The organism is Pseudoalteromonas rubra (genome assembly GCF_000967655.1).
Lineage (GTDB): Bacteria > Pseudomonadota > Gammaproteobacteria > Enterobacterales > Alteromonadaceae > Pseudoalteromonas > Pseudoalteromonas rubra_A.
Map to the genome: position 1 here is coordinate 64,589 of NZ_JXYA01000002.1, position 25,841 is coordinate 90,429.

Below are 25,841 nucleotides of genomic sequence, written 5' to 3' on the forward strand. Positions count from 1 at the left end.
TTTTCACACTTTGCATAGACATGTTCAGTGTTAACGGCAAACGCATGTATCACAAGTCAACTTTGGTCTAATAGGTTTAGATAGCCATAAACCATAACAGCATGCTCAGCAGTACAGCAAACAACACACCCGGCGTCGCCGCAGAGCGTATGGTCGCAGTAGCCATGCCTATCAGCCGTGCCTGCCTTTGTACAACCCGCTGAGGCAGCTGCCAGGAGGTGCTCTTTATTTCACCCTTCAGCAATTGCAAACCATCTGCCGTTGTATCTGCACCAAGACGCACAAACGTGCCAGCCTCCACATAGGCAAGATTGATATCTCCAGGTGGCAGCGGCTCCATGTTGTTTACAAAGGGACGGGTTGCGAGGTACAGGCCAAGCCCAAGTAACACTGTCCATGCACTCCCCCATACACTCGCCAAGGTAAGTTGCGTAGACCATGCCGCCTCAGCCTGAGGGATCAGATAACTCATAACTAAAACCAGGACCAGCAATAGCGCATATGCGCCTAACTGAAGTCTATCCGGCTGACTCTTTGTAGCGTTTGAGCGCTTTTGCCCAATCAATTGTAAGAATCGCATCATCAGCCAGGTGGTACCGACTGCGGTTAACGGCAATACAGTGCCCATAAGCAGATCCCGCCCGACCACATCTTTTAGCGCTACCTTGGCAACCGCGCCACTGGTCAACGGCAACCCGGCCAGTGCAGCAGCAGGCAGCGCTACTGCCACCCAACACAGCCAGGGATACTTCTGCCATGCCAGGGTGCTATTCATCCCTGCAAAAAGGAACAGCGCCGCTTTAGCCAGTCCGTGGTGCACTGCGTATAATACTATCGCTGGCAACAGCACAGACCATATCTCGGGATATTTGAGCCCCGCACCAACTGCGGCTATCAAGATACCCATCTGGCTCATGGTTGAGTATGCAAGTAAAGCTTTGGGGTTTTCCTGCGTCACGCCCACTAAAACACCAAAAAATGCCGCAAACAGCCCGAGCACCACGAGTACAGAGCCAAAGGTTGCAAACGCGACTTCTCCAAACGGAATAAACTTCAGCCAGCCCAGCAAACCGGCTTTAACCATGATGCCGCTCAGCAACGCACTGGCAGCAACGGGGGCAACCGGGTGCGCCAGTGGCAACCACACATGCAGGCCAAACAATCCTGCTTTTACGCCAAACCCGGCAAGCAAAAACCCAATTGCCCAGGCCGGGTAAGCCTGCTCAGGATTCCCTGCTGAGGACGGATCAATTGAGCCAAAAGCGAGACCAGCCAAAGCGGTAAACAGCAACAACTCTCCCAGCACAGCCCATTGCATATAAGACTTACCGGCCTGATGTGCCTCCTCTGTATCAAAGTGCACAACCAGGCCATACGAGGCCAGACTCATCAAAGTAAAGAAACTGATAAAACCTGACATGTCCTCGGCAAGTATAAGCCCAAAGTTGCCACACATGGCGAGCAGGAAAAACAGGCAAAAACGCACTTTTCGCGCATCGTCTTTGGCAAAGTTGACGGCAAAGACCGCCGCCAGAAGCCATAAGCAGGCCGCGAGCAGGAAAAAGGTCGAGGTCGTCTCATTGAGCGTCATGATACTACCAAAGAACAGCCACGGCGTGGTATTTGTGCCTTGCGATGACACGCTAAATGCCAGCAGTGCTATAGCGGCAGACACAGGCAAAAACCAATGAGCAATTTCCTGCATCCGCTTGCGCACGAGCAGCAGCGCGCACAATATGGGCGTAATAATTGCCAGCCACATCCAGGGGATCTGTTGCGAACTTAATGCCAGTGTCGACACAAACTCACTACCATACTCCCGGGCTGCTATTAGCTTAACCCAGTTGAGTGGGCTAAACTGAGCGTCTGCAAATAAGCCAGCACTCAATGCCAGTAACGCCGTTACAATTGGCGGCAACATCAGCATCCAGTGCGTTTCAAAGCGCCCGCGCGGTTGCTCTTTGGGCCAGGCTTCCTGCTGTGGCTTAAACCAGGCGGCATACAGGATGGGCAGAAAGTAGATAGCATTAAGCAGGCTACTAATAATCAGCACCCCAAGCACCCAATAAAACCCCGCCTCCAATGCACCGGTACCCAAATACCATTTGGAAATAAAGCCCGCAGCGGGCGGGATCCCTATCATCCCCAGCACCGCCAGACTGAACGCCAGCATAGTAAGCGGCATGCGCTTACCAGCACCATTCATTTGACTCACCTTAGTGACGCCAAGTGTTTCTGCAATACTGCCGGCACAGAAGAACATAGTGATTTTCATCAACCCCTGGTGGACCAGGTGTGCAATCCCGCCGATCGTCGCAATCGGTCCGGCAATGGCAGTCCCAAGCGCAATGTAAGACACCTGGCTGACCGTCGAATAAGCCAGCCTGCGCTTTAAATCATCCTGAAACACCGCTCGGGTCGAGCCATACACAATGGTAATAGAGGCCATTACGGCCAGTATGATGGTCAGCCCCAGCTCCTGCGCAAACTCAACACCGTAAACATCATATACTACTCGCACTATGCCAAATGCGCCCGCTTTTACGACAGCAACGGCATGCAACAAGGCACTGACCGGCGCAGGTGCAGCCATGGCAGACGGTAGCCAGCCGTGCAACGGTACCAACGCCGCTTTGACACCTAAACCAATGATGATCAGAGCAAAGATCACTTTCAGATGAAGCGGGTCCAGGTGCGGCATAGAGGCCAAAATCCCGGTTGCGGTAAAATCCAGTGAGCCCGCCAGGGCTTTAAGCCAGACAACACCGGCCAGTAGGCTGGCTCCCCCCAGCATGGTGTAAATCAGATACTTACGCCCGGCCGCCAGCGATGCCTTGTTCCCTTTATGCACAACCAGCGGATAGGTTGTCAGCGTCAGCAACTCATAGAAAATCAAAAAGGTGATCAGGTTGCCCGCCAGCGCAACACCTATGGTCGCAAATACACACAGGCTAAAGAATCCGAAAAAACGACTGCGATTGGGAGATTGCTCCAGATAACCGATGGCATAAATCGTGGTCAGCAACCACAAAAAACCGGATAAGGCGACGAATAGCAATGACAGCGCATCCGCATGCAACACCAAATCCATATTAGGCAGCAAAGGTAAACGCGTTTCAAACACCTGCCCCTGATACACGCCCGAGATCATCACTAGGATCAAAGCCACGCAGCTGCCAGCCCCCAAAAAGTTCAAGGTCTTTCTGAGTATGGGCTTGTCGTCACTGACAAAGAAGATCGCAATGCCCGATGCCAACGCGCTTAATAAAATCAATAAAGGCAGAGTACTTTGCCACATCATTCGCCGCCTCCTATCGTGATGAGATCAATGATCAGATCCGCGTTAAAGCCCAGCGCCATCGTACAGAGCGCAAGTGCCAAACCACTAAGCGGCATCGCAACAGGCACCTTCTGCCAGTTATCGGGGGCAACCTGCTCAGACGCCTGCTCTGGTTTAATAAATGCCAGGTCCAGTACTCTGAATATGGCCAGTGCCGCCAATAGTCCGCCGGTGAGAATGATCACGACCCACCACCATTGCCCAGTATCTATGGCAACATTAAGCAATAACCATTTAGCAATAAACCCGGCACTGGGTGGCAAGCCAATTAAACTGCCACCGGCTATCGCAAACGTGAATAAACTCAGCGGCATATACTTGGCCATGCCCTGCAACTTGGCGATATCATCGTGCCCCAATGAATGGATGATATTGCCAGCAGCAATAAACATTGCCGCTTTGGCACAGGCATGCGCAACAATAAAGTAGCACACCGCTGCCAGTGCACTTTGATGCTGTGCAGCCAGCTGCGATGCTGATGTCCCTTCCGCGCTCATCAACAGCGGGAACAGTAGAAACAAATACCCAATCTGCGCGACGGTCGAATAGGCTACCATCAGTTTTAAGCGTGTCGCTCTGAGTGCCTGAATGCCCCCCCACAAAATCGCCAGGCCCCCAAGAATACCCAGCAGCATCAATGCATCATTGGTGACAGCCGGTGCTAAAATCTCCATCCAAAATCTCACCAGCAGATAAAACGAGGCTTTGACAACCAGTGCAGACAAAATAGCGCTGACCGGTGCCGGAGCACTGCCGTGCGCATGGGGCAACCAAAAATGTAGCGGAACCAGCGCCGTTTTTAACACAAGACCCACAGTAATGAGCGCCAATGCAGCCCAGCTTAATGGGTTCGACTCAGCTTTCGCAGCAAGCTGAGCAAAGTCCAGTGTGCCGTAAAGGTGATACAACAAAGCCACAGCCATTAAATAGCAAAGCGACCCAAGCAAGCCCACCAACAGATACCGCAGCGCCGCTGTCAGGCCAGCCTTGTTACCACTCAGTGCAACCAGCGCAACCGCAGCCAGCCCGATGATCTCGAGTGTTACATACACATTGAAGACATCAGCCGATAAAAATAGCGCGTTAATTCCGGCCACCAGCAACCACCAAAGCGGCCAAAAGCGCACACGAGCAGGCGAAGCCGAAAAATAATAAGCAGAATAAAAGGTCAATACAGTGACTAAGAAAGTCGTCAACGTCAGCAGCAATGCTGAAAATCCGTCCAGACTCAGTGCAATACCTAACGGCGCCTCCCAGCCAGCAAGAGGGTATCTGAATGCCGTTGTGCTCTGTAGCCCTTCAGAAGGTAGACCTAGTAAGATAGCACAGATCACTAGCGCCAAACTCAATGCCGCAAGCAGCCCTGTCAGCACCTGCCCATGTTTAGAGTTTATCAATACAGAAAAGATGGCGCCTGTCAGGGGAATAGCGACCAGCAGAGGAAGTAAAGAGGATACGTCAGATATCGGCATTAAGCGTCTTCCTCTTGCTGTTCAAGTGCGTTAATTCTGACCACCAAAGACAAAGCCATCGCAGTACCAGCAACGGCCACCACAATGCCAGTCAGCACCATCGCATGTGGCACAAAATCAGCGGCAACGCCAGATGAGGCATTGGCGATAAACACCATAAATACGCCAACGCCACAAATGTTTATTGCGAGGATCTTTTTCATAACGTGAGCAATTGCCAGCACGCCAAACAGCCCCACGCCGAATAAAACAATGCCAAAAACGGCATATAACATCGCTTGCGTCATGAGTGCTCCTCCTTTTTTGGGCCCTCGTACTTTGCACGTGGTGGTTCAACTTGCAACGCACAAAACAGCAACACTAAAATAGCCGCTATGGTTAACGTTGCCGCGACTTCTATTATCAGAATTAACATTCCAGCCCAGGCTTGCGGGTAAGCTAATGCTGTGCCGCTTGACAGGATCACAGCTGCGCCAACCAGTAAAAATACAGCCAAACCTACGACTAACAATAATCGCGCGGCTGGCGCATTAAAATTAAAATTATGATGGCCGGCCAGTAGTAATAGAATACCGGCGCCCGCCAGTAAAGCACCTGCCTGAAACGCCCCGCCAGGCAAGGCCGCACCGGTCCATAAAAGGTATCCGGAGGTCACCACTATCGCGGGTAGTAACCAACGCAGAAATGCCTCCAACACAAAGCTGCGCTCGGTCGGTACCGACACACTAATAAACCGCAACTTGCTTTGATCTGTGCTTGCAGGCACCACCGCCAGTGCCACAATCAACAGCACCGCAACCTCAAGCAAAGTGTCGTAGCTGCGAAAGTTGAGCAACACCGCTGTGACCGGGTTGTCGACGCCACTTTGTGCAAGGTTGGATGCGACCAGTGCCACTAGGGGCTGCTCAGCAGGTCCAAAGTCGATAAGCGCTTTAATCAAAAAAAGACAGGCTGCGGCGATTGCCAGAACAAGCATAATCAAGACGCCGGCCGGCAAACTTGCCTGTTGTTGCGTATTACGACCCAGCGTCAAGTCATTAAACATATATTACCCCTGTGGTGAATGTTCCGATCTGCGTTATTGATTGAGCTGCCTGCGTGTAGCAATGAGCAAAGCACCCGTTAATCCGGCACCAATGGCCGCTTCTGCAATCGCAACATCCCAGGCACCAAGCCTGACCCAGGCAAGTGTGACCAGCAAGCCCATACTGATGAACAATAAAATTGCCTGAAATAAGTCTTTGGCAGTCAGGCACAATACGGCCGTAACGACAGCGCCGCCTCCCAACAGCAGGTCGATAACTAACTCACCGCTTATCATACGTCTGCTCCTTACATTCGCGCCCCTGCTCATTGCCGCTTTGCTCGCTACTTGCTGGCTCTGTTTGGCTGGCCAACAAATAGCAGGAAACTGCACCGGCCAGCATAACCGCAACCCAGATCACCAAGAGCTGGATAGCATCAGCCACTTCGCCAACTTGGGGGATCACGCCTAATACAATAAACCCCAGTCCCAAGTTATCGGCCTTGGTCAGAGCGTGCAATTTTGATAGCTCATCTGGAAAGCGCCATAAGCCAACGCAGCCTGCAACAAAAAAGAACACACCGAGTGTCACCATCACCAGGCTATACCAGTCGAAAAGCGTCATGATTTAGTCTCTCCCATTTTAACCAGGATGACCGTTGCGGTCGGGGCCAGCAGAGCCAACACCAGTGCCACATTAAACAATGCGCTTTGCTGGTACACCACAGCAAGCAGTGCCAGAATGGCCACACCTATGGTGCCAAACAGCTGCAAAGAAAGTATCCGGTTAAGTTTGGAAGGGCCCAACCAAAGCCGCCACAGCCCCCCTAATAAAGTCAAAGTTAAAACTGTAACGGCCAGATTCAAATAGTCACTCATAATTGCTCCTTCAAAACCGGCACCGATTTTTTATCTATTTCTAAATCAAATAAATAGGCTATCTTTTGTTCACAGTCAATGACATCCCGGTAATTGCGTTCAGTCACCTCAAGCATGTGGATCTGTAGTTGCTTTCCTTTCAGATGGGCACTCAAAGTACCCGGCAACAAACTGATCAGGTGTATAAACCACAACTGTGTATGCCCTGCTGGTAATTGTACCGAGTAAAAGACAGTGCCCGGACGCATTTCAACGCGCGGCGAAAACGCCAGGCTTGCGGTTTGTACTCCCCCTTTTAACGAGTTCAACAGAAAATACGGCAACAGACGCAACAAGCGACCATAATGCAGCCGGCCTGTTACAGGTTTGCCATTATTCCCTGCTGTACTCGGTGTACTGTTAAAAAGACACATGCTCATCCAGACAGACACAGGTACAACGACAATGCCTACCACCCATGAGGACCACGCCCCTTTCGTGAGTAGCAACCAAAGTGCACTGAAGATCAATGCTCGGATAAGCAAGGTCCGTTTGTCTGAAGTGTGAGAATGTGTCTTTGAGTTCATACTGATTCGCTCACTCTGTTAGTGTTTGTATCTGACGTGGCCTGAGACGTTTTATTTCTGCCGCGCAGGTGCTTCTCAACCCCAACAATCAGGGAGATTAACCAACCACAGGCAATAACACGCAGCCAGGCTTCTAGCGAGATAGGCGCACTTTGGAACCAGTCATTCATCAGAGGCTGATAGGTAAACAAGAGCTGCAGCGCCATCATCAATGCGATACCAATCCAGATCCAGCGGTTTGAGAACATCCCGACTGAAAACACAGAGCGGTCCAGCGAGCGACAGTTAAACAGGTAGAATGCTTCGCCGACGACAAACATGGCAACCGCCACGGTTCTGGCTTGTGCTTCTGTTGCACCCCACATCAGCTCCAGCTCATACAGGCCAAAGGCTGTGATACACAATAACGACGACACCAACAAAATACGCCACATTAAGATCCTGTCTATGATGGGGGCGTCCGGGTCGTATGGAGGACGTTCCATAATGCCCTTTTCTCTAGGCTCAAACGCCAGCATCAGGCCGAGTAATATCGCGGTGGTCATGTTAACCCATAGAATATGTACGGGTAACAATGGTAAAGAGACACCCAAGAGTACGGCCAGCAAGATAACCAGGCCTTCCCCGCCGTTAGTCGGCAATGTCCAGACAATGAACTTTTTGAGGTTATCGAAGACCCCCCGGCCTTCCTCAACCGCGGCGCGCACAGTGGCAAAATTATCATCGGTCAGCATCATATCCGATGCATCTCTGGCCACTTCGGTTCCGTTGAGCGCCATCGCCACACCAATATCGGCCCGTCTGAGCGCTGGTGCATCATTTACCCCATCCCCCGTCATCGCCACTACATGGCCTTCAGCCTGGAGCGATTTTACCAACTGTAACTTGTTCTCAGGGCTAACCCGTGCAAACACGTCATTGTAACTGGCAATGTCACTGAACTCATGCTCCGACAAATCCCCTAACTGATAGCCAGTGACGGTTTTACCCGCGCTTTGCGGCTGAATAATGCCAAGCTGTTTGGCGATGCTGGTAGCGGTCAGTGCGTGGTCGCCGGTGATCATCTTGACCCGGATCCCTGCGCGGTGACAGGCTGCAACGGCCTCAATGGCTTCCGGGCGAGGCGGATCTATCATTGCCTGTAAGCCGAGGAACACCAGCTCACCGGCCACATCTTCATGGCTCAGCGTGCTTTGCTCCTGGGAAGTCGCTTTACTGGCAAAAGCAAGTACCCGCAGGCCCTTAGCGGCAAGGCGCTCCACTTGTTGTTCAATGGCTTCCTGATCAAGCGCGACACACGCGCCCTGCTCATTGAGCATAAACTGACACTTAGGCAAAATACTCTCGATGGAACCTTTCATATGGATTATGCGCGCGTCGTCAACGTCATCCAGAGTAGCCATATACTGATATTCAGATTGAAACGGGATGCAATCGACCCGTTTGGCATTCAGGCTGCCTGAGGCCATATTGGCTTTATGTGCCGACACCAGTAATGCCGCTTCGGTCGGGTCGCCGCTAATGCGCCACTGTGCGTTTTGCGTATCCGGTGCCATAAGCTGAGCGTCATTACACAAAGCCCCCGCTCTGAGCGTTGCATAAAGACCCGGCTGAGTGCTGGGGTCAACGGCCGCGCTCTGTAGCTCGGACTGTGGCATTTGAGCCTGGATTTCACCCTCTGGATCATACCCATTGCCAGATACCGCATAGAGCAGCCCGCCGCTGTAGATTTGCTCTACCGTCATCTCGTTTTTGGTCAAGGTGCCCGTCTTGTCAGAGCAGATAATAGTAGTGCTTCCCAGTGTTTCAACCGCTGGCAAGTTACGGATCACCGCTTTACGTTTAGCCATCAGCGAGACACCGATGGCCAACATAATTGTAACCGCCGCAGGTAAGCCTTCGGGGATCGCGCCCACCGCCAAAGCAACCGCCGCCATAAAGGAGTCAAGCAAAGGCTGACCATGCAGATATCCGATCAATAAGGTGATGGCTGCCAGACCCACAATTGCATACAACAATACATGGCTGAATTGCTTGATGCGCTTGGTTAATGGGGTATCCAGTGTTGGCGTAGTTGCTATCATCTCGGAGATTTTGCCAATTTCGGTATTGTCACCGGTCTCGGTGACTACCCCAACGCCGGTACCATACACTACCAGTGTCGACGAAAATGCCATATTCTGGCGATCGCCCAGCAGGGCTTCTTTGGCAAGCACCTCGAGGTTTTTCTCGACAGGGACCGACTCGCCGGTCAATGCCGATTCATCAACCTGTAAGTCTCTGACCTTTACCAGGCGCATGTCCGCCGTCACTTTATCGCCCGCCTGCAGCAATACGATATCGCCGGGCACAAGTTGTTGAGCGGGAATGGTGGATTTTACCCCGTCGCGGATCACGGTTGCGGTTGATTTAATACTGCCCGACAAGGCGTTGATGGCATTGATCGCTTTAGACTCTTGTACAAAGCCAATGATGGCGTTGAGTAACACCACAGCGAAAATAACGATTGAGTCGACCCACTCCTGGAGGGCCAGCGTAACGACTACCGCAGAGAGTAGAATATAGACTAAGGGCTGATGGAACTGCAGGGCAAACCGCTTGAGTGGTCCATCGCCATCGTGTTTAGTAATGGCGTTCGGCCCAAACTGGGCTTGTTGCCTGTCGACCTGATGCGGGGATAAGCCCCGTTCCGGGTTGGCCTCGAACTGCTTGAGTACTGCTTCTGAGTGTTGACTGTGCCAGTCTTTCAGATCTTGCATAAAACACCTCGGGAACTAGTTGTACTAAAACTATACTAGGGTGCAGCAACAATATGTAAAACTCGAATTATTAAACTTAAAGAGTCGAAAAATACGAACAGTAAGTTTGGCACAAAGTTGATCTTATGCCACTTTAGCGTCGCATATTACTTGAATAAAGACGCCTTAGCTGCGTTAAAAATAGCCGCAATGGCCGGGTGGCGGATCTTACGCTCTGCCGAAATCGCATAAAACTTTTGTTTGACGTGAGGCAGCTCTCCAACCGGGCGCACGTGAAATGCATCACACACATCTTTGGCAATCGTGCTGGGCATAAAAAATAGCCCCAGGCCAGACTGGCCAAACGATTTCATCAATGCACTGTCGTCAAACTGGGCGACAATATTGGGGTGAATATTTTGGTCGCTCAGCCAAAAATCAAACTCTTTGCGAATTTCATGTTGCTGTGTCGGCAGCAGCAAGGGCGCGTTATTCAATGACATAGGAAAGTTTTTGGCATACTGACGGGCCAGCGCCGGCGCGGCCAAAAAGGTGATACCGCTTTCTCCAAGGAGATGATTATAGGCCTTAACACTGAAAGCCCCCGTCACGGGCACATCACTTAAAACCAGGTCCACTTTATGTATCGCCAGATCGGCGAGCATACTATCAACAGGCCCTTCCAAACTGGTCAACCGAATGTCCTGCTCAATATGCATGGCCGGCTCAATGATCTTATGGACTATGGTTTTAGGTAGTACGCTCGACGCTCCCACAATAAACTCCGCCGGCCCCACCGCGCTGTTGCCTTTTAATACATCACTCAGCTCATTGCCCAACTCAAAGATTTCGTCGGCATAACGCAATACGACTCTGCCGGTATCGGTTAAGCGCAACCCGCGCCCCTCTTTTTGCAGTAGCTCGTTGCCTACCCGCTCTTCGAGCAAAGACAACTGGCCACTGATGGTTTGCGGGGTAATATTAAGTTTGGCACTGGCTTTGGCGATACTGCCCTCATGGGCCACCGCCCAAAAATATTTTAAGTGTTTGTAGTTAATGACATCCTGCATGGGGCTTCCTCATAGTCAAAGACACTTCGAATAATCCGAACTGTAGTATATAGAACAAACGATTTCTCTTAATTCTTTTCGATTGATAGGCTTGATCAGGTAGCACTTCATACTAAAGGCAACGTTTGAGTATGCCTAAAAGACAGGCGAGTGATAAAGCAATCAACGAGAGTAGAATATGTGGGTAGATGTGTTTTCATCCCATAGTGACACAACAGAAGCCGAGGATAATCATGTCGATGCGCAAATAAGGCTAATGCTTGGCCGCTATGCAGGGCAAATAGACAAAGTCGAAGTATATCTTTTAACCGATGAGGATATGGTACAAGCCAGTCCCCAATATCATTGCACCATACGGGTTGGACTGAAGGGCTTTCAGGCCATAGAAGTCAAAGAGGTGGCGGGTAAGGCGTCTGACGCCATTAATGCCTGCGCGCATCGCGCCAAGCGCTACGTAAAAAGAGCATTGCGGTTTACGGGCTAAGCACAGTCAAATGGTGGAAAAGAAAAAGGCCGCGAGTCTGAGACTTGCGGCCTTAATGTGGCGGAGAGATAGGGATTTGAACCCTAGATACGCTATTAACGTATGCCGGTTTTCAAGACCGGTGCTTTCAACCACTCAGCCATCTCTCCAAATCGAATTGTCGCTGCTCGCCGGTGAACTATCATGGGCAAGCCTGCGTAAAATAAAGTGGCGGAGAGATAGGGATTTGAACCCTAGATACGCTATTAACGTATGCCGGTTTTCAAGACCGGTGCTTTCAACCACTCAGCCATCTCTCCGCAGCGGGGCGAATATTAGAGAATCCCGGCCCCCTTGTGAAGCTTTTTTTTCGCTTTTTTGTTTAATTGGTTAAAATTCACTTGATTTGTACAAACATCGGACACATTGAAAGATTTTAGAGGCTAATTTCAGTAGTTAAAGAACTTTTACGGTGGTTTTAAGGTCTACTTACTCAGAAAGGTTTGCCGAGTGATTTAACTCTTGGTAATCTTGGCCTAGAATAATTTTCGGAACATTGTGTTTCTAATAAGGAGCTGAAAATGGCGTTCAATCATTCGTACACTGGCCAAAAAGTGGCTATGTCGACGGTCGAAACTAACAAGGTGCTTAAAAACACCTACTTCCTACTGGCAATGACACTGGCATTTAGTGCGATTACTGCTGCCATCTCTATGACTATGGCACTACCGCGCTTTACCGGTCTTGTCTGTTCATTAATTGCTTTTGGTCTTTTATTTGTTATCCAGAAAAAAGCGAATTCCAGCTCAGCGATTGGCTTGGTTTTCCTGTTCACAGGTTTACTTGGCTTTGGCTTAGGCCCAATGCTTAGTCATTATGCGGCGATGCCAAATGGTAGCCTGTTGATTGCACAAGCGCTTGGTTCGACGGCGCTGGTGTTCTTTGGTTTGTCTGCTTACGCTTTAACAACTAAAAAAGACTTCTCTTTCATGGGCGGTTTCCTGGTTGTTGGTATGCTGGTCGTGATTGTATCTAGCCTGGTTAACCTGTTCATCGGCAGCTCAGTTGCTTTTATCGCGATTAACGCGGCAGTTGTATTGCTTATGTCTGGTTTTATCCTGTACGACACAAGCCGTATCGTTAACGGTGGTGAAACAAACTACATCCTGGCAACGGTCAGCCTGTACCTGAGCATCTATAACTTGTTCACAGCCATTCTTGCGCTACTTGGCTCAAGTGATGACTAATCTGCTCAGTTTGCTAAAATAAGCCCCATTCGGGGCTTTTTTTATGAGTAACTTTTGAGCCAGTACGTACTTTCCCTGCACAGCGATGTCAGTAACCACGATGCGTTACAGCAGTTGCTGCGCTTTACCCAAGCTTTACAGGCACAAGAGCATCAAGTCGCTTGTATCTTTCTTTATCAGCAAGCCGTTTTGTTTGCCAGTCAGCATTTTAATTTGGCCAGCGATGAACTTCAGCCAACACAGCTGTGGCAATCTCTGCATGACGCAGGTATTGCGCTAAAACTGTGCGTTACCGCGGCAGAAAAGCATGGCCTGGACACCACCCAATGTGGCCCTTTTGAGGTTGCCGGGTTGGCAGAGTTCGCCATGCTGGCGACGAAAGCGGATAAATGGGTGCAATTCAAATGAGTGAAAACATTTTGGTGATCAACCACACCGCTCCATTCGACGGCGCCCATATCCGGGAAGGATTAGACATGGCCTTAATTTTTGCTGCGCTGGATCAAAATGTCTCCTGGCTTTTTAAGGGTCCTGCGGTACTGGCCCTAAAACAAGGTAACGATGCATCCCAGTTAGGTATCAAGAACTACTTTAAACAGCTTAAAACGCTTGAGATCTATGATGTTGAGCAAGTCTATGTCTGTGCTCAAGCCATGCAGCGTTTCGCGCTTACCTCTGAAGCGCTGAATATTGACGCTCAGGTCCTGACTTTGGAGGCGCAACAGGCATTACTCGCACAACAAAGTAAGGTGGTCAGTTTATGAGCCTTCCTACATTACATATTTTTTCTAAGCCACTGAGCTACTATCATGATGTATTCAGTGCAAGCTTGCTCGGTGAGCAGGATGTGCTGCTGCTCACTCGGGACGCCTGTTATGATCAGGCGGCGTGGCGCAAGCTTAGCGCCAACCGTACCTGTATGCTCAGTGTCTGTGCTCAGGCACGCGGGATCAGCGCGCAAGATAATATCGAACCGCTCAGCGACCAGCAGTGGGTCTTGCTGGTTGAGCAATGTCATAAAACTATTACGTGGTAACTATGCTCGTTTTTCAAGATAAACAGATCGAAACAGATAAAGAAGGCTACCTGCTCAATCATCAGGACTGGCATAAAGACTTGGCGCCCTTGCTGGCCCAGCAAGAGAATATAACGCTGACAGACGCCCACTGGGAAGTAGTCAACTTTGTGCGCGATTTTTACGAAGAATACAATACCAGCCCGGCCATTCGCATGCTGGTTAAGGCCATCGGGCAGAAGCTGGGGGAAGATAAGGGTAAAAGCATTTACCTGTATAAGCTGTTTCCGAAAGGTCCGGCAAAACAGGCCACTAAAATAGCCGGCCTGCCAAAACCGGCTAAGTGTATCTAAGTCACCCTAGGCTTGTTGCTGTGTGGCATGCCACAGCACACTGATTTCATCAAGCGTGGCAGGGTCGTCAATGGTCGACGGGACTGTCATCGCTTCACCATCCACCAGCTGACGTAAGTTTTTGCGTAATATCTTTCCCGAGCGTGTTTTTGGTAAACGCTCGACAACCAGAATTTGCTTCAGACAAGCAATTGCGCCTATTTTGCCTCGTACAGACTGAACAAGTGCTGCGCGCAGCTGCTCCTGGGTAAGATCCACACCATCTTTAAGCACCACCATAGCCACGGGCACCTGGCCTTTTAGCTCATCTTTCGCTGCAAATACGGCACACTCAGCCACGGCCTCATGCGCTGCAACCACCTCTTCCATCTCACCGGTTGATAAGCGATGACCAGCTACGTTTATGACATCATCCGTGCGCCCCATAATGAACACATAGCCTTCTTCATCCAGGTAACCGCCGTCTCCGGACAGGTAATAGCCCGGAAATTCTGATAGGTACCCTTGTTTAAAGCGACGACTATTTTGCCAAATGTTGCTCAGGCACCCTGGCGGCAATGGGGTTTTAAGTGCAATAAGGCCTTGTTCATTGGCGCCGCAGGGCTCACCGTCCGCATTCAGAACACTCAGCTGATACCCAGGAGTTGGCACAGATGCACTGCCCGCTTTGGTGGGCAAAGGCGATAATCCCATTGGGTTTGCCGCAATGGGCCAGCCAGTCTCGGTTTGCCACCAGTGATCAATCACCGGTAGGCGTGTGACAGATTGCAGCCAGTCATAGGTTGCCGGGTCCAGACGCTCACCTGCGAGGAACAAGGTTTGCAATGAGCGAGTGTCATACTGAGCAAACAGTTTTCCGTCTGGGTCTTCTTTTTTAATGGCACGAAATGCAGTCGGTGCGCTGAACAGCGCATTCACCTGATATTCTTCGACCACCCGCCAAAATGCGCCTGCATCGGGCGTTCTGACAGGCTTACCTTCGTATAACAAGGTGGTACAGCCGAACAAGAGTGGCGCATAAACAATATAAGAGTGCCCCACGACCCAGCCTATATCTGACGCGGCCCAAAATACCTGCCCCGGTTTCATGCCGTACACGGTTTCCATACTGTAGTGCAATGCGACAGCATGGCCACCGTGCTCACGCACAACACCTTTTGGGGTGCCAGTCGTACCTGAGGTATACAAAATATAAAGGGGGTGCGTTGCACTCAATGGCACAGCATCGACCTGTGGGGCCGCTGCAACCTGTTCGCACCAGTCAAGATCACGCGGCGCAGACATGTGCGCGCGATATTGAGGGCGTTGCCAGACAATCGCATGCTCTATTTGATGCTCCGCCAGTTCTAACGCTTCGTCCAGCATGGGCTTGTATTCAATCACCCGGCCTATCTCAACGCCACAGGATGCGCTCAGCACCAATTTAGGTTTCGCATCATCGATGCGTACGGCGAGTTCTTTAGGAGCAAAGCCGCCGAATACCACAGAATGGATCGCCCCGATCCGTGCACAGGCCAGCATGGCGATGACGGCTTGCGGGATCATGGGCATATAAATCACGACTCGATCGCCGGCTACCACGCCAAGATTGCTCATCACGCCTGAAAATTGACTCACTTCCTGCAATAGTTGTGCGTAAGTGTAGCTGTGTTTTTGCTCGGTCACAGGTGAGTCATAGATCAAAGCGATTTGATCCGCTCTTCCCTCATTGACCTGATGGTCCAGCGCCAGATAGCAGGTATTGAGTTTGCCATCTGCAAACCAATGGCTAAGTGATTCTTCATCAATGCTGACGCCCGTTTTAGGTGTGGTATGCCAGTTAAGGCGCCCTGCCTGGCTTAGCCAGAATGCCTCCGGGCTTTGCTCAAATTGTTCGTATGCCTGTTGATAGGCCTGATATGCGGTTGTTGTCATAATGATTTCCTGTTGGGCCGGGTTCAGCAGGTATGAAACCCTGCCAGCTGGTAAATACCCGGTAAACGGCCAGTACCCTATTAAACATAGAATTACTGAAATAAAGACAACACTAGACATTGGTCGATGACGCGAAGGAATTTGATCTGTCGCAAGTTTTCAATATGCGTAAAGTTTAAAGGCCCTCTGATGAGGGCCTTTAGCTTGATTTATTCATCAACTGGCCAGGTATAAGGGACTGCTGGCACAGACAAGCCACGGTCGGTGATAGATTCTGCTACCGTCTTGCTTGGATCAGTGGGTGCCCACAGGTCCTGACTGAACGCCAGCGATGCATCTTCAAGTGTAATATCACCCAGCACGCCACTGGCATCAATGTCGAACACAAAACTGCCCGTACCATCATAGCTACACGAAGCGGTGGGCGCATATTCAATATTTGCTTTACTGCCGCTGCCGTCATAGGTTGCCGTTGCAGCGTCGTACTGGAAGAACTGACGCTGTGAGAATGCCTGCATACTGTGGTCATTGCCCGGTCCTGCCCAGTTGCAAATAAAGCCCTGGATCAGGCCGTCTGTATCCTCTATTTTTGTGCCGTAACCAAAGTGCGCTTCACCGTTGTCCAGGCTGGGAGAGTTAAATCCGATATTTAAAATTCGGCTGTTACTGTCGTTCACCCCGGCCTGCCAAACATAGGCATATTGCCCTGCCAGCGTCGTCAGATCAAAGTTGGCACCAAATATAGAAAAGTTCTCGCTCCAGCCATCCGGATTATCGACACTGTGGTACTTGTTGTTCACGTCAACCTGGTTGTCGCTGTTGAACATACCGCTGTTACCGTGACCACACAGCGTCGCAACCCGGGCTTGCAAAGACATGTTGTCGCCTGCACGCTCATAGGCCAATGAGCCCGCTCGGGTACGCTCATTTTGCGCGCAATTTCCGCCAGGAAATTCAAGGCCGCTCACGCCCTGCTCGCCTTCAACCTGATAGGTCAGATGGCCCGAGTAATTTAACAGATCGGCGCCGGGAGTATGGGCCATAGATAACGAAATATCATAGTCGGTGCCACTCACCGTATACGTGAGCGAAATGGTATATTGCCATTCACTGCCAGCGCGTGTGATGGCGGCAGTGCTGAATGTTACGCCAGCAACGCCTTTGGCATTCATTTCACCGGTTACATCAATACTGCTGCCATCTGCGGGCAGGCTCATACCCGAATCGAGCGCTGCTGATACCATGCTGGCTAAGGTCATCAGGCTCATTCTCGACTGTTCTCTGAGTCCGCTCAATAAAGCGTTAGTCTGCGCCACTGCACAGGCATTGCCGTCAGTGTCACTTTCCAGCCACAGCCCTAAATCACCACCCGGTAAAGTGCCAGAAGCTGAAGCGGGATTAGTTGCATCCGGATGTCCTGTATAGGCCACCTGAGGCCCAAAACAACTGGCATTCGTGCTGTTGCGATAGAATGAATGAACTCGAAACACATCCAGCAAAGGTACTGTACCGTTAAGGATCCGGCCAATTCTTTGCGTCGACCACAAATACGTAGGAACAGCGGGGCCATACTCTACGGCAGGCCTTGACCCAAAGCCACGATCGACTTCATTGCTACTGTCACCAAAGGGTGAGGATGCCATGACCTCTCGGGGGAAATAAGCGCCGCGCGAATCATCTGGTTCATTCTGATCGCCGCTGTCATCCGAGCCATTATCACCAGAGTCGGTATTGCCATCGCCAGAATCCGTATTATCACTGCTATTGTCTGTGCCATCACCTGATGGTGTATCACTGGACGAATCGTCATTTGAAGGTGATTGCTGCTGGCCCTGTGTATTGGTGTTGCCAGGCTCATCATTGTCCGATGACGAGCACCCCGCTAGTAATGCCAGTAAAAGATAAGGAATATATGTTTTCATAGTTGCATACCTTGTTGTCTAACCCGCTTTAAAGGTAAGCCAAAAAGACCCGTAGCTCAAAAAACAGCGACCCTGAAGTGTGAAAATATGTTTTACCTTTTGCAGCTAACCCTTTGATGTTCCTGCTTTTACACAAAACCAGTAAAAGCATGTATTCTCATTTAGATTTAACAAATTTGACTAGTGTAGTGATTAGATTACAGTTTATTGACTTTTCCAGAATAAAAAACTGTCATCGTCAAAGAACAAATATCGAACAACTTATTACAATTAAGCCCAGCAGACTGTATCCGAACACGCTATCTTTCACCATTCAGATAGCCTGATTACACTCAGACAGCTGAATTGCAATGTGTATTAGCTCAAATAGCTCAGCCATTGGCTCTTCAACTTTGTCATAGTCTTTTCCTTTCAGCAGCGTATCGATTTTTGTAACCGTCTGATAAATATCATGACAATCAAACATCGCTGATGTGCCTTTCACCGTTCAGATAGCCTGATTACACTCAGACTGCTGAATTGCAATGTGTATCAGTTCAAATAGCTCAGCCATTGGCTCTTCAACTTTGTCATAGTCTTTTTCTTTCAGCAGCGTATCGATTTTTGTGACCGTCTGATAAATATCATGACAATCAAACATCGCTGATGTGCCTTTAAGCGCGTGTATTGAGCGTGCCAGTCCGTCAAAATCGTGGTACTTAAGCTGATTTTGTAATTGCACCAGTTGTTCATGGAGTCCGGCGATATACTGGGATTTCAGCATGGAGAACTCTTCATCCGGTAAAGCCAGGTCGTCCTCAACGGTGATATTCAGATAGTGGCTGACTTTTTTGGCAAACTCAGCTCTGTCAATCGGTTTAGCAAGGTGGTCGGTAAAACCAAGCTTGAGATAGCGCTCAACTTCATGGCTCATGGTATTTGCCGTTAACGCGATGACTGGTGCCGTACAACCTGTTGCCTGGATAAAATTAAACGCCTGCTCTCCATCCATCACCGGCATCTGAATGTCCATCAGGATCAGATCAAATTCATCATCTAGTACCGCTTGTACGGCAAGCTGGCCGTTTTCTACTGCCGTTACACTGAGCCCCATTCGCTCCAGAATACGCGTGATCAGTCGACAGTTATCCACATGATCTTCGGCAAGCAGCACCTCGCCTTTTAATGATTCGGACTCAAAACTCTCAGCCTCTTTACCGGGCTCCTCAGTTTGGTGAATTTCCGAGAAGGTGTTCAGCCATTTAGTGCGTTGCGTTGTGTATAGACCCACAGACAAAGTAAACGCTGTACCTGAACCTACTTCACTTTCTACCGTAATATCACCATCCAGCTTCTGCGCTAAGCTTTTCGAGATGTTTAGACCTAAACCCGTGCCGCCATATTTTCGGGTAGTGGACGAATCGGCCTGATGAAACGCATTAAACAGCTCTTTTTGCTCCGCAGACGTCATGCCAATCCCGGTATCCTGAACCCGGACCGACAGCGTTTCCTGCGTACAACTAACATCGATGGATATTTTACCCACAGAGGTAAACTTAAGCGCATTTGATGTCAGGTTGAGCAGTATTTGCCGCAGCCGGGTTGGGTCAATCACAATATAATCTGGCAGCGGAAAATGATAATTCAGTTCAAACTCTAGGCCTTTGTCTTTGATCTGCTTGCCCAGCAATGATTCAACATGAGTAATAGATTGAAACAGGTTCGCCTCGATGAGCTCCACTTCCAGGCGATTTGCCTCTATCTTAGACATATCAAGAATGTCATTAATCAAACCAAGGACGTGGCGAGAGTTTTGTAAAATCACTGAAATTGCATGATTGCGTTCGTGAGGTTTGATATCACCCAGCATAATGCCATCTGCATAACCAATGATGGACGTCATCGGGGTGCGGATCTCATGGCTCATATTTGCCAGAAAACGGCTTTTCGCTTCACTGGCGTCGCGTAATTCCGACGCCAACTGCTCTAACTCATAAGTCCGCTTGAGTACCTTAGCCTCGAGGTTTTTATTCAGCTCTATGTTTTCTTCATTCGTGAGCCGGTATTTATCAGCCACCGCGAATGCCAGTAATAGAGCATCCAGAGCCGTACCTATCAGCCCAATTAAGTAAAGGTTGACCGCGATAGGCGGGAGTAAACCAAGATTAGTGAAATTTCCAACCATGTTAGGTATGGCCATGCAGACATAGGCCAAAACAAAATAGCGTGCCGGTTTAAAGCCTTCCATCAGGCGCAGCACGCCAACGTAAAGGCCCATACATAACGCAGAGCCTGTGGCTAATGTTGCCCATAAAAAGCCAAACCCGGGAAACAAAATACAAAACGGTGTGCCAATTGCGCCGATTGCACCAACCCAAAGCGACGCCGTGGACAATGCAGGATGTGTCTCTTTGAGCTTAAGCAGTTGGTTATAAAACAACACATTGGTTATCGGCGTCAGCGCAAAGCCCAGCCAGTGCAAATGGGCTGAATAAAAGCCAAAGAGTTGATCCGAAATATGGAAGAAGTGGCTCCAGGCGAACACCCAGGTTGCGGCAAACATGGCATAGTACAGGTGTGTCATTTCTTTAGAGCCGATATAAATCAGTAAGTTATACAAGCCAAGTACGATACCAACGCTAAAACACAGCGACATAAGCAGGTTATCAAAGGTAACCTGCCGCTCAAACTCTTTGACCGGGACCAGCTCCAGCTTAATGGGCGTATAAAAGTAATCGCTTTCAAACAAAGTTACGATGAAGTAGCGTTGTTTGGGTAACAAATGGATCTTATTGCCATAGTGGAAGGGGTACTCATTTGCATGCATCCCCCCGGTAAAGAATCTTTCTACCCCCGTTTGTGAGTAAATCCGGGTTTCAACATTAGATAGCACCGTATTATACGGATAGAGCACCAGGTCCTGATACCTGGAGTGGTTTTCAATTTCTGTCACCAGCCAATATCGGCCAGAAAACAGTGCGCGTTTGGTCTGCTCCGGATGGGTATTTGCCCATTGTTCAACCTGGGCAAAATTATCCGGAAAACGCGCATTATTTTGAGCCGACAGCACCAATCCGACGTCATGCAGATTCTGCCCACGCTCTGAGCCATCAAACACGTACACACTGGCGCTCGCAAAAAAAGTACACAGGCACAGCAGCACGGCACTTAATAGTCTTACACTACCCATTTGAGACCTTAATTGTGACAGCCTAGGGCAAGTGCCTGGCTAAAATCGATACGAAACATCCACCCCAAGGCGTCTCCCCTCTCCTTTAAAGTCTTCCAGCATGCCCAGAAAAGCACTCAAATCAAATTTTAAATGACTGTACTCTTTATCAAACAGGTTCTTTCCCCATACCCCAATACGCCAGTCTCCTTGTTCATAGTGCACGCTACCGCGCCACAAGGTATACCCGGACTGCATCGCATAGGCATTTTGGTTTTGGTCGAAGTAATATTCCGACTGATATTCAAACCCTATGGTTGAAACCAGCTCTGCGCGCCCAAGAGGTAAAGAGTAAGTGATATCGCTATTGATGTTCCACTTCGGTGTGAAAGGCAAACGATTGTCTGTAAGTACATTGCCCACGGGATCAATAAACTCGTCGAAGTCGGCTTCTGGTATGTACCCCGCCGCACCTCTGAACTTAACTGACTCACTGAGCTTGTATTGCATAGCCAGCTCTGCGCCGTAGATTGTTGAACTACCTACATTTTCCAGCAATTGCAGCGGTGGAGCACCAGGAGTAGTTGACGCCTGGTTCATAAATACCTGTTGCTTGCTGTAATCATAGAAAAATACGGCACCATTTAACGACAAGTTATCGGCGTTATTGTACTTCGCACCAATCTCATGCGCATAGAGCTCTTCGGGGTCGTAGTCGGCCATTCTGGCTTGTTCACCGGTGGCCAGCAGCCCCCCGTTATATCCACCACTTTTGGTACCATTGGCCAGGCTATAATACAGCATCAGAGACTTTGAGTGCTGATAATTCCAGGCAACACGACCTGACAGGCCATCATCTTTCACTTCACCCATTACCTGGTAGTATGGAATGGTGACCCCCTCTAGCTGATTAATATCTAACACGGTATTCAGTCGAGAAATTGAGTCGTATTCAACCGTTTCATCACTGTAACGCAGCCCCACGGTAATGCGATGTGCATCGTTAAGCTGCCACTCGTATTGCGCAAACGCCGCCACAGACTTAACGATAATTTCGTTATCATAGAAAAAAGTGTTAGTCAGAGAAGTGTCCAACAGGCCACGCATGTCGCGTAAAATGTCATTAAAATTATCCTGGTAGATGCGCTCTTCAATATGGAACAAGCCCAGCGTTAAATGGTCGCTATCAAGGGCGCTACTATACCTCAATTCGTTGGAGAGTATTTCATTTTTAAGGCCGAGCTCCCCTTCGCATAATCGAGCAGGACTGCCATCACAGTTAAAGGCATGGCGCCTGTCCAGACGGTTAAAACCATTGATGTAAGTTAATTGCTGGCTGTCTGATATTTGCCAGTCTCCCTGCACTGTCCAGCCTTTATAAATTGACAAATGTGGCGAATCATTGTTGACGCTGACGGCCCAATAATCCGAACTACCATCATTGAAACCAAACGCGTCATAACAGCCTGGGCCCCCAGCCTCAGCAGGCGTACAACGCACTCCGTTGACCGGATCTTTAAAAATACCGATACTGCCTACAGGCTGAACAATCCCATCCCAGTGACCGTATTCAAGCTTGGCATACAGTGAAAAAGCGTCCCACTCAGCTAAATAACTGAGTCGAGCGTCTTGCTGCTTAAGGCCGGCTTCCGGTGAGGGTTCAAATACGTTATAGCTGGTGTATTCATAATCGGTATGGTTAAAAGAAAAGCGCAGTGCACTTTGCTCATTCACCCGCGCATTATAGGCTCCCTGTACCCGGCGCCACTCATCGGTGCCAACACCCGCTTTAATAAAACCATAATTGCCGTCTTCCGGGCGCTTGGTTCTGACAAGTAAAGCACCACCTGTGCTGTTACGGCCAAACAAGGTGCCTTGCGGCCCTTTGAGTACTTCAATTTGCTCGACATCAAACAAATTCGCAATCTGGTTATTTGCCGAACCAACAGGTCTGCCGTCAATATACATTGCAATGGGCGAGGTGTTAGCGGTGTTGTAGTCAATTAAGCCCACACCACGAATGTTCAACGCAGGCGGTGTACCTTCGGCTGCATTTTGACTAATTTTAAAGTTGGCGACATAGCCACTCACTTCACTGACGTCCTTAATGCCCTGACGGGTAATATTGTCGCCATTGAGTGTGGCAATTGAGATACTCACTTCCTCTAAGGTTTGTTTACGTTTTTGCGCATACACTTCGATGACTTCCATACCTTCATCATTTGCAAAAACACTTACGGGAGAGAAAAATACTGTAATTAATGAAATTGATATCGCTGAGAGTTTAAACATATCCATGCTCTTATTCTGCTTCACGCTTGTGCTTGTTTGAGTATAGTCGAAATGCAAAGACCTCCAATAAAATTGAAGGTCTTTTATCTATTATATCAATAGTTAGCTGACTGAGTTGGCCGAACGGCGAACGCCCCAATAACGCACTTTGGGTTAATCCGGTTTAAAGCCGTCCTCACCACTGATATTTTCCGGCAATCCACAAATTGCCCGGGAGGTCTGCATACCGGCCATCACTGCCGCTTCAACACATCCGGCGTTAACCCCTGTGCTAATCCAGTCGCCAGTCAGATACAGGTTTTTAAACACAGTGCCATCGGTCGGCAACCGATATTGGCTACTGTCAACGACAGACAACACGTACCGTTCACTCGGGTCCACATTGACACGCCAGTATTGACTGTCAAATCGCGCTTCTCCCTGCGCAGTGCTGTCGTCATAAAGTGTGTTCCAGTTATACTGATCCGCGGCATTGTAGGCGTTTGGCCATAACGGTTTCATTTCCGTTGCCAGCTTATTGATGGCATTGTCTTTCACCTTGGCTTTTTGCTCTGCCGGAAAACCGTGTTTGCTGCTGGGTGGATATTCTGCGCACCCAAATGCACTGCAAAAATAGGCGATATTTTTTGGCCCATTTGTAGGCCAATCTTCATGTGGCAGCAAGTTAGACATGGCGGCCCAGGTATCAAAAGGCTGCGAAAACCCACTCAGGATAGGCCGCTCTTCACTCGGTGGCGTGTAATTGAAGCCGAGCTGCTCATCTGTCTGGTTAAGCCATAACTGAAATGCCTGCGTAGCAACGGTTTTAACTTCGCTGCTTTGTAAACGAAGCGCGCTGTCCAATGCTAATAACTGTGGACATAAGTGTTCCAGCCCACCGACAGAGATACCGAAAATCACTTTATCGAAATCTCGCCCTCGTTTAAGCGACAATTTTGGCAATGGTGCGCCAAACTCAGCCTCATAAAGTGCAGGCCAGTTACTCCAGAAAGATTCCAGGTTCACGTTATGTTGTAGTAACAGCGCAGCCTGCGCGTCATCAATTTGCTCATAGTTGGGCCTGTCTGGCCAACAGGGTAAGCCTTTGACATCAACAAACGGGTCGTAATGGCCATTTTTCAGCTTTACTTGTTGCGTCATGGCAATCTCGTCAACGACGTACTGCCCAGCCACAGACGCAGGTATGAGTTCATCGACCTGATGGAAGTACTCAAACTTTACGCCGCGCTTTGCCAACAGCTCATAGATAGGAGAGAAAATAATATCGCCCATACCGGCCTGCATTTTCCACATCACGCCGCCACGGTAACATAACATCAACCGCAACATCGCCAGCGAGGCTACCCCTGCTTCAACGTTGCCGTTGTCAAAATCGCCATCCACATAGCCAAAAACCAGATCGTAAAAACCGCGTACCGGGGCCGACTCCACTACATACTTTTCATCCGCACCGTTGCGCTTCAGCCAGGCCTTAAAATCATATTTATTGATTGCTTCAAAACCATCGGAATGGACATGATCGCGAAGCAAACCAATGAGCATCGCAATGGCCAGATCAGCGCAAATGTACAAGCGGCGGATGCCCGGGTGATCATCCAGCAAATCCCGCGCTTCGGCTCTGAGCCAGCGTTTAAGTTTGCGCACTATATACCAGGTCACCAGTCGGTCACGACTGTTAGACAAGTTTTTGTCTGCCGCGCGCAGGTTCAGCAACTCATGCAGTTGGGTTATCAATAGTCTGGGTGTCGACCAAATTTCTTTGGCCTCATCTTGTGCACTGTCAAAAAAGTCCGAGACCTTGTCTTCAAGGCTATCAAACGCTGAAGTGATTTCGCTAGCAAGGTGCTGTAACAAACCACGGTCACGCCGTTTTCGGGTTTGCAGTTTAATTTCCCGGTGTGCCGCCGCCACTTCGTCTTCCAGTCCGTCAATCCACTTATGCAGCCAGGCTATGGTCATTTGGATCAGCTGCCAGAAGTGCAGATCCAGTGTACCGTCAGCCGGATTGCCAGGGATCAAAGGAAAGTCTACTGGCCAGGTTTCCCATTCGTTGTCGATAAACTCCTGCAACACCACAAAACTGTGTGGCTTCAATGCCTGTTGCCAGGTCGCAATAGGCACTGAACTGGGCCGGTCAAGATTATTGTAGACGGTCTCAATGGCCCGAAACGAGTTAACATAAGCACCAAACCAAACGTGCAAGCCATGCTCTTCAATACGCTCATGGAAATCCGGGTTGCGCCCGCTGGCGCCCTTGCCACCGAGGCGCCAGCCAAGCTGATAAACCGTAATATCGTACTCTTGCTGCCAGTTTTCTTTTTCTGTGAGGTAAACAGCGGCCGTCATGGCAGATACGCCACCACCCAGAATCGCAATTTTTTCTTTACTCATAATGGCC

22 protein-coding genes and 2 tRNA genes are annotated in these 25,841 nt (G+C 49.6%); 6 read left to right on the forward strand and 18 right to left on the reverse strand.

The window, feature by feature from the left end; translation table 11 throughout:
- Positions 1–76 precede the first annotated feature (76 nt).
- From TW77_RS24565 to nhaR, 10 genes are all read right to left on the reverse strand, one after another.
- Positions 77–3,301, reverse strand: a complete 3,225-nt coding sequence (locus tag TW77_RS24565; RefSeq protein WP_071211943.1) for a complex I subunit 5 family protein — start codon at positions 3,299–3,301, stop codon at positions 77–79.
- Positions 3,298–4,812, reverse strand: coding sequence for a complex I subunit 5 family protein (locus tag TW77_RS01160; RefSeq protein ID WP_046003136.1), 1,515 nt, complete (start codon positions 4,810–4,812; stop codon positions 3,298–3,300). Before TW77_RS01160 ends, TW77_RS24565 begins: the two co-directional genes overlap by 4 nt.
- Positions 4,812–5,099, reverse strand: coding sequence for an NADH-quinone oxidoreductase subunit K (locus tag TW77_RS01165; protein ID WP_046003137.1), 288 nt, complete (start codon positions 5,097–5,099; stop codon positions 4,812–4,814). The genes TW77_RS01160 and TW77_RS01165 overlap by 1 nt, the downstream gene beginning before the upstream one ends.
- Positions 5,096–5,857 (reverse strand): Na(+)/H(+) antiporter subunit B, encoded by a 762-nt coding sequence (locus tag TW77_RS01170; protein ID WP_046003138.1) that lies wholly within the window; start codon positions 5,855–5,857, stop codon positions 5,096–5,098. Before TW77_RS01170 ends, TW77_RS01165 begins: the two co-directional genes overlap by 4 nt.
- A 33-nt stretch (positions 5,858–5,890) precedes the next feature.
- A complete protein-coding gene (locus tag TW77_RS01175) occupies positions 5,891–6,133 on the reverse strand; it encodes a DUF4040 domain-containing protein (protein WP_046003139.1) in 243 nt (80 codons plus the stop codon).
- Entirely contained in the window at positions 6,120–6,461 is a 342-nt protein-coding gene (locus TW77_RS01180) for a cation:proton antiporter (protein WP_046003140.1), read from the reverse strand. The genes TW77_RS01175 and TW77_RS01180 overlap by 14 nt, the downstream gene beginning before the upstream one ends.
- Positions 6,458–6,715, reverse strand: coding sequence for a monovalent cation/H+ antiporter complex subunit F (locus tag TW77_RS01185; RefSeq protein WP_046003141.1), 258 nt, complete (start codon positions 6,713–6,715; stop codon positions 6,458–6,460). Before TW77_RS01185 ends, TW77_RS01180 begins: the two co-directional genes overlap by 4 nt.
- The gene (locus TW77_RS24070; protein WP_082078783.1) at positions 6,712–7,281 is read right to left on the reverse strand and encodes a Na+/H+ antiporter subunit E; all 570 of its coding nucleotides are present in this window, start codon (positions 7,279–7,281) and stop codon (positions 6,712–6,714) included. The genes TW77_RS01185 and TW77_RS24070 overlap by 4 nt, the downstream gene beginning before the upstream one ends.
- Positions 7,278–10,040 (reverse strand): cation-transporting P-type ATPase, encoded by a 2,763-nt coding sequence (locus TW77_RS01195; protein ID WP_046003142.1) that lies wholly within the window; start codon positions 10,038–10,040, stop codon positions 7,278–7,280. The genes TW77_RS24070 and TW77_RS01195 overlap by 4 nt, the downstream gene beginning before the upstream one ends.
- 146 nt (positions 10,041–10,186) lie before the next feature.
- Positions 10,187–11,089: a transcriptional activator NhaR gene (nhaR, locus tag TW77_RS01200; protein ID WP_046003143.1), complete on the reverse strand. Its 903-nt coding sequence runs from the start codon at positions 11,087–11,089 to the stop codon at positions 10,187–10,189.
- A 178-nt stretch (positions 11,090–11,267) separates the two neighbouring features.
- Between nhaR and TW77_RS01205 the strand changes: the two genes are divergently transcribed.
- On the forward strand, positions 11,268–11,573 hold the full coding sequence (locus TW77_RS01205) for a hypothetical protein (RefSeq protein WP_046003144.1): 306 nt from the start codon (positions 11,268–11,270) through the stop codon (positions 11,571–11,573).
- A 58-nt stretch (positions 11,574–11,631) separates the two neighbouring features.
- On the opposite strand, the gene TW77_RS01210 is transcribed toward TW77_RS01205, so the two are convergent.
- Together TW77_RS01210 and TW77_RS01215 are read right to left on the reverse strand one after the other, a co-directional pair.
- Positions 11,632–11,722, reverse strand: a tRNA-Ser gene (locus TW77_RS01210).
- A 59-nt stretch (positions 11,723–11,781) separates the two neighbouring features.
- Positions 11,782–11,872 (reverse strand) — tRNA-Ser (locus TW77_RS01215).
- 261 nt (positions 11,873–12,133) lie between these two features.
- On the opposite strand from TW77_RS01215, the gene TW77_RS01220 reads away from it, so the two are divergent.
- The 5 genes from TW77_RS01220 to TW77_RS01240 are packed head-to-tail and all read left to right on the forward strand — an operon-like array spanning position 12,134 to position 14,167.
- A complete protein-coding gene (locus TW77_RS01220) occupies positions 12,134–12,799 on the forward strand; it encodes a Bax inhibitor-1/YccA family protein (protein WP_046003145.1) in 666 nt (221 codons plus the stop codon).
- 54 nt (positions 12,800–12,853) lie between these two features.
- Positions 12,854–13,207: a DsrE family protein gene (locus TW77_RS01225; RefSeq protein WP_046003146.1), complete on the forward strand. Its 354-nt coding sequence runs from the start codon at positions 12,854–12,856 to the stop codon at positions 13,205–13,207.
- Positions 13,204–13,563 (forward strand): sulfurtransferase complex subunit TusC, encoded by a 360-nt coding sequence (gene tusC / locus TW77_RS01230; RefSeq protein ID WP_046003326.1) that lies wholly within the window; start codon positions 13,204–13,206, stop codon positions 13,561–13,563. Before TW77_RS01225 ends, tusC begins: the two co-directional genes overlap by 4 nt.
- A complete protein-coding gene (locus TW77_RS01235) occupies positions 13,560–13,835 on the forward strand; it encodes a hypothetical protein (protein ID WP_052712990.1) in 276 nt (91 codons plus the stop codon). Before tusC ends, TW77_RS01235 begins: the two co-directional genes overlap by 4 nt.
- Positions 13,836–13,837: 2 nt before the next feature.
- Complete coding sequence (locus TW77_RS01240) at positions 13,838–14,167, forward strand: TusE/DsrC/DsvC family sulfur relay protein (RefSeq protein WP_046003147.1); 330 nt, start codon at positions 13,838–13,840, stop codon at positions 14,165–14,167.
- Between the two features lie 6 nt (positions 14,168–14,173).
- Here the strand turns inward: TW77_RS01240 and TW77_RS01245 are convergent, their stop codons facing one another.
- The 6 genes from TW77_RS01245 to TW77_RS01265 all read right to left on the reverse strand — a co-directional run bounded on the left by TW77_RS01245 (position 14,174) and on the right by TW77_RS01265 (position 25,834).
- Positions 14,174–16,081 carry a propionyl-CoA synthetase gene (locus TW77_RS01245; protein WP_046003148.1) on the reverse strand — a complete coding sequence of 636 codons (1,908 nt, stop codon included), beginning with the start codon at positions 16,079–16,081 and terminating at the stop codon, positions 14,174–14,176.
- Positions 16,082–16,290: 209 nt separating this feature from the next.
- Positions 16,291–18,003 (reverse strand): hypothetical protein, encoded by a 1,713-nt coding sequence (locus TW77_RS24075; RefSeq protein WP_052712991.1) that lies wholly within the window; start codon positions 18,001–18,003, stop codon positions 16,291–16,293.
- A 313-nt stretch (positions 18,004–18,316) separates the two neighbouring features.
- Positions 18,317–18,469, reverse strand: a complete 153-nt coding sequence (locus TW77_RS25020; protein WP_156158569.1) for a hypothetical protein — start codon at positions 18,467–18,469, stop codon at positions 18,317–18,319.
- A 21-nt stretch (positions 18,470–18,490) separates the two neighbouring features.
- Positions 18,491–21,172 (reverse strand): ATP-binding protein, encoded by a 2,682-nt coding sequence (locus TW77_RS01255; protein WP_046003149.1) that lies wholly within the window; start codon positions 21,170–21,172, stop codon positions 18,491–18,493.
- 39 nt (positions 21,173–21,211) lie between these two features.
- Positions 21,212–23,362: a TonB-dependent receptor gene (locus tag TW77_RS01260; protein WP_240479443.1), complete on the reverse strand. Its 2,151-nt coding sequence runs from the start codon at positions 23,360–23,362 to the stop codon at positions 21,212–21,214.
- 234 nt (positions 23,363–23,596) lie between these two features.
- Positions 23,597–25,834, reverse strand: coding sequence for an NAD(P)-binding protein (locus TW77_RS01265; protein WP_046003150.1), 2,238 nt, complete (start codon positions 25,832–25,834; stop codon positions 23,597–23,599).
- Between the last annotated feature and the right edge of the window lie 7 nt (positions 25,835–25,841).

Bases quoted from the DNA above. Each gene is read 5' to 3' on its own strand.
- TW77_RS24075 (WP_052712991.1), bottom strand. From the start codon at position 18,003: ATGAAAACATATATTCCTTATCTTTTACTGGCATTACTAGCGGGGTGC.
- TW77_RS01165 (WP_046003137.1), bottom strand. From the start codon at position 5,099: ATGACGCAAGCGATGTTATATGCCGTTTTTGGCATTGTTTTATTCGGC.
- TW77_RS01170 (WP_046003138.1), bottom strand. From the start codon at position 5,857: ATGTTTAATGACTTGACGCTGGGTCGTAATACGCAACAACAGGCAAGT.
- TW77_RS01235 (WP_052712990.1), top strand. From the start codon at position 13,560: ATGAGCCTTCCTACATTACATATTTTTTCTAAGCCACTGAGCTACTAT.
- TW77_RS01185 (WP_046003141.1), bottom strand. From the start codon at position 6,715: ATGAGTGACTATTTGAATCTGGCCGTTACAGTTTTAACTTTGACTTTA.
- tusC (WP_046003326.1), top strand. From the start codon at position 13,204: ATGAGTGAAAACATTTTGGTGATCAACCACACCGCTCCATTCGACGGC.
- TW77_RS25020 (WP_156158569.1), bottom strand. From the start codon at position 18,469: ATGTTTGATTGTCATGATATTTATCAGACGGTTACAAAAATCGATACG.
- TW77_RS01160 (WP_046003136.1), bottom strand. From the start codon at position 4,812: ATGCCGATATCTGACGTATCCTCTTTACTTCCTCTGCTGGTCGCTATT.
- TW77_RS01195 (WP_046003142.1), bottom strand. From the start codon at position 10,040: ATGCAAGATCTGAAAGACTGGCACAGTCAACACTCAGAAGCAGTACTC.
- TW77_RS01255 (WP_046003149.1), bottom strand. From the start codon at position 21,172: ATGGGTAGTGTAAGACTATTAAGTGCCGTGCTGCTGTGCCTGTGTACT.
- TW77_RS01220 (WP_046003145.1), top strand. From the start codon at position 12,134: ATGGCGTTCAATCATTCGTACACTGGCCAAAAAGTGGCTATGTCGACG.
- TW77_RS01175 (WP_046003139.1), bottom strand. From the start codon at position 6,133: ATGATAAGCGGTGAGTTAGTTATCGACCTGCTGTTGGGAGGCGGCGCT.
- TW77_RS01265 (WP_046003150.1), bottom strand. From the start codon at position 25,834: ATGAGTAAAGAAAAAATTGCGATTCTGGGTGGTGGCGTATCTGCCATG.
- TW77_RS01245 (WP_046003148.1), bottom strand. From the start codon at position 16,081: ATGACAACAACCGCATATCAGGCCTATCAACAGGCATACGAACAATTT.
- TW77_RS01240 (WP_046003147.1), top strand. From the start codon at position 13,838: ATGCTCGTTTTTCAAGATAAACAGATCGAAACAGATAAAGAAGGCTAC.
- TW77_RS24070 (WP_082078783.1), bottom strand. From the start codon at position 7,281: ATGAACTCAAAGACACATTCTCACACTTCAGACAAACGGACCTTGCTT.
- TW77_RS01205 (WP_046003144.1), top strand. From the start codon at position 11,268: ATGTGGGTAGATGTGTTTTCATCCCATAGTGACACAACAGAAGCCGAG.
- TW77_RS01180 (WP_046003140.1), bottom strand. From the start codon at position 6,461: ATGACGCTTTTCGACTGGTATAGCCTGGTGATGGTGACACTCGGTGTG.
- TW77_RS01260 (WP_240479443.1), bottom strand. From the start codon at position 23,362: ATGGAAGTCATCGAAGTGTATGCGCAAAAACGTAAACAAACCTTAGAG.
- TW77_RS24565 (WP_071211943.1), bottom strand. From the start codon at position 3,301: ATGATGTGGCAAAGTACTCTGCCTTTATTGATTTTATTAAGCGCGTTG.
- nhaR (WP_046003143.1), bottom strand. From the start codon at position 11,089: ATGCAGGATGTCATTAACTACAAACACTTAAAATATTTTTGGGCGGTG.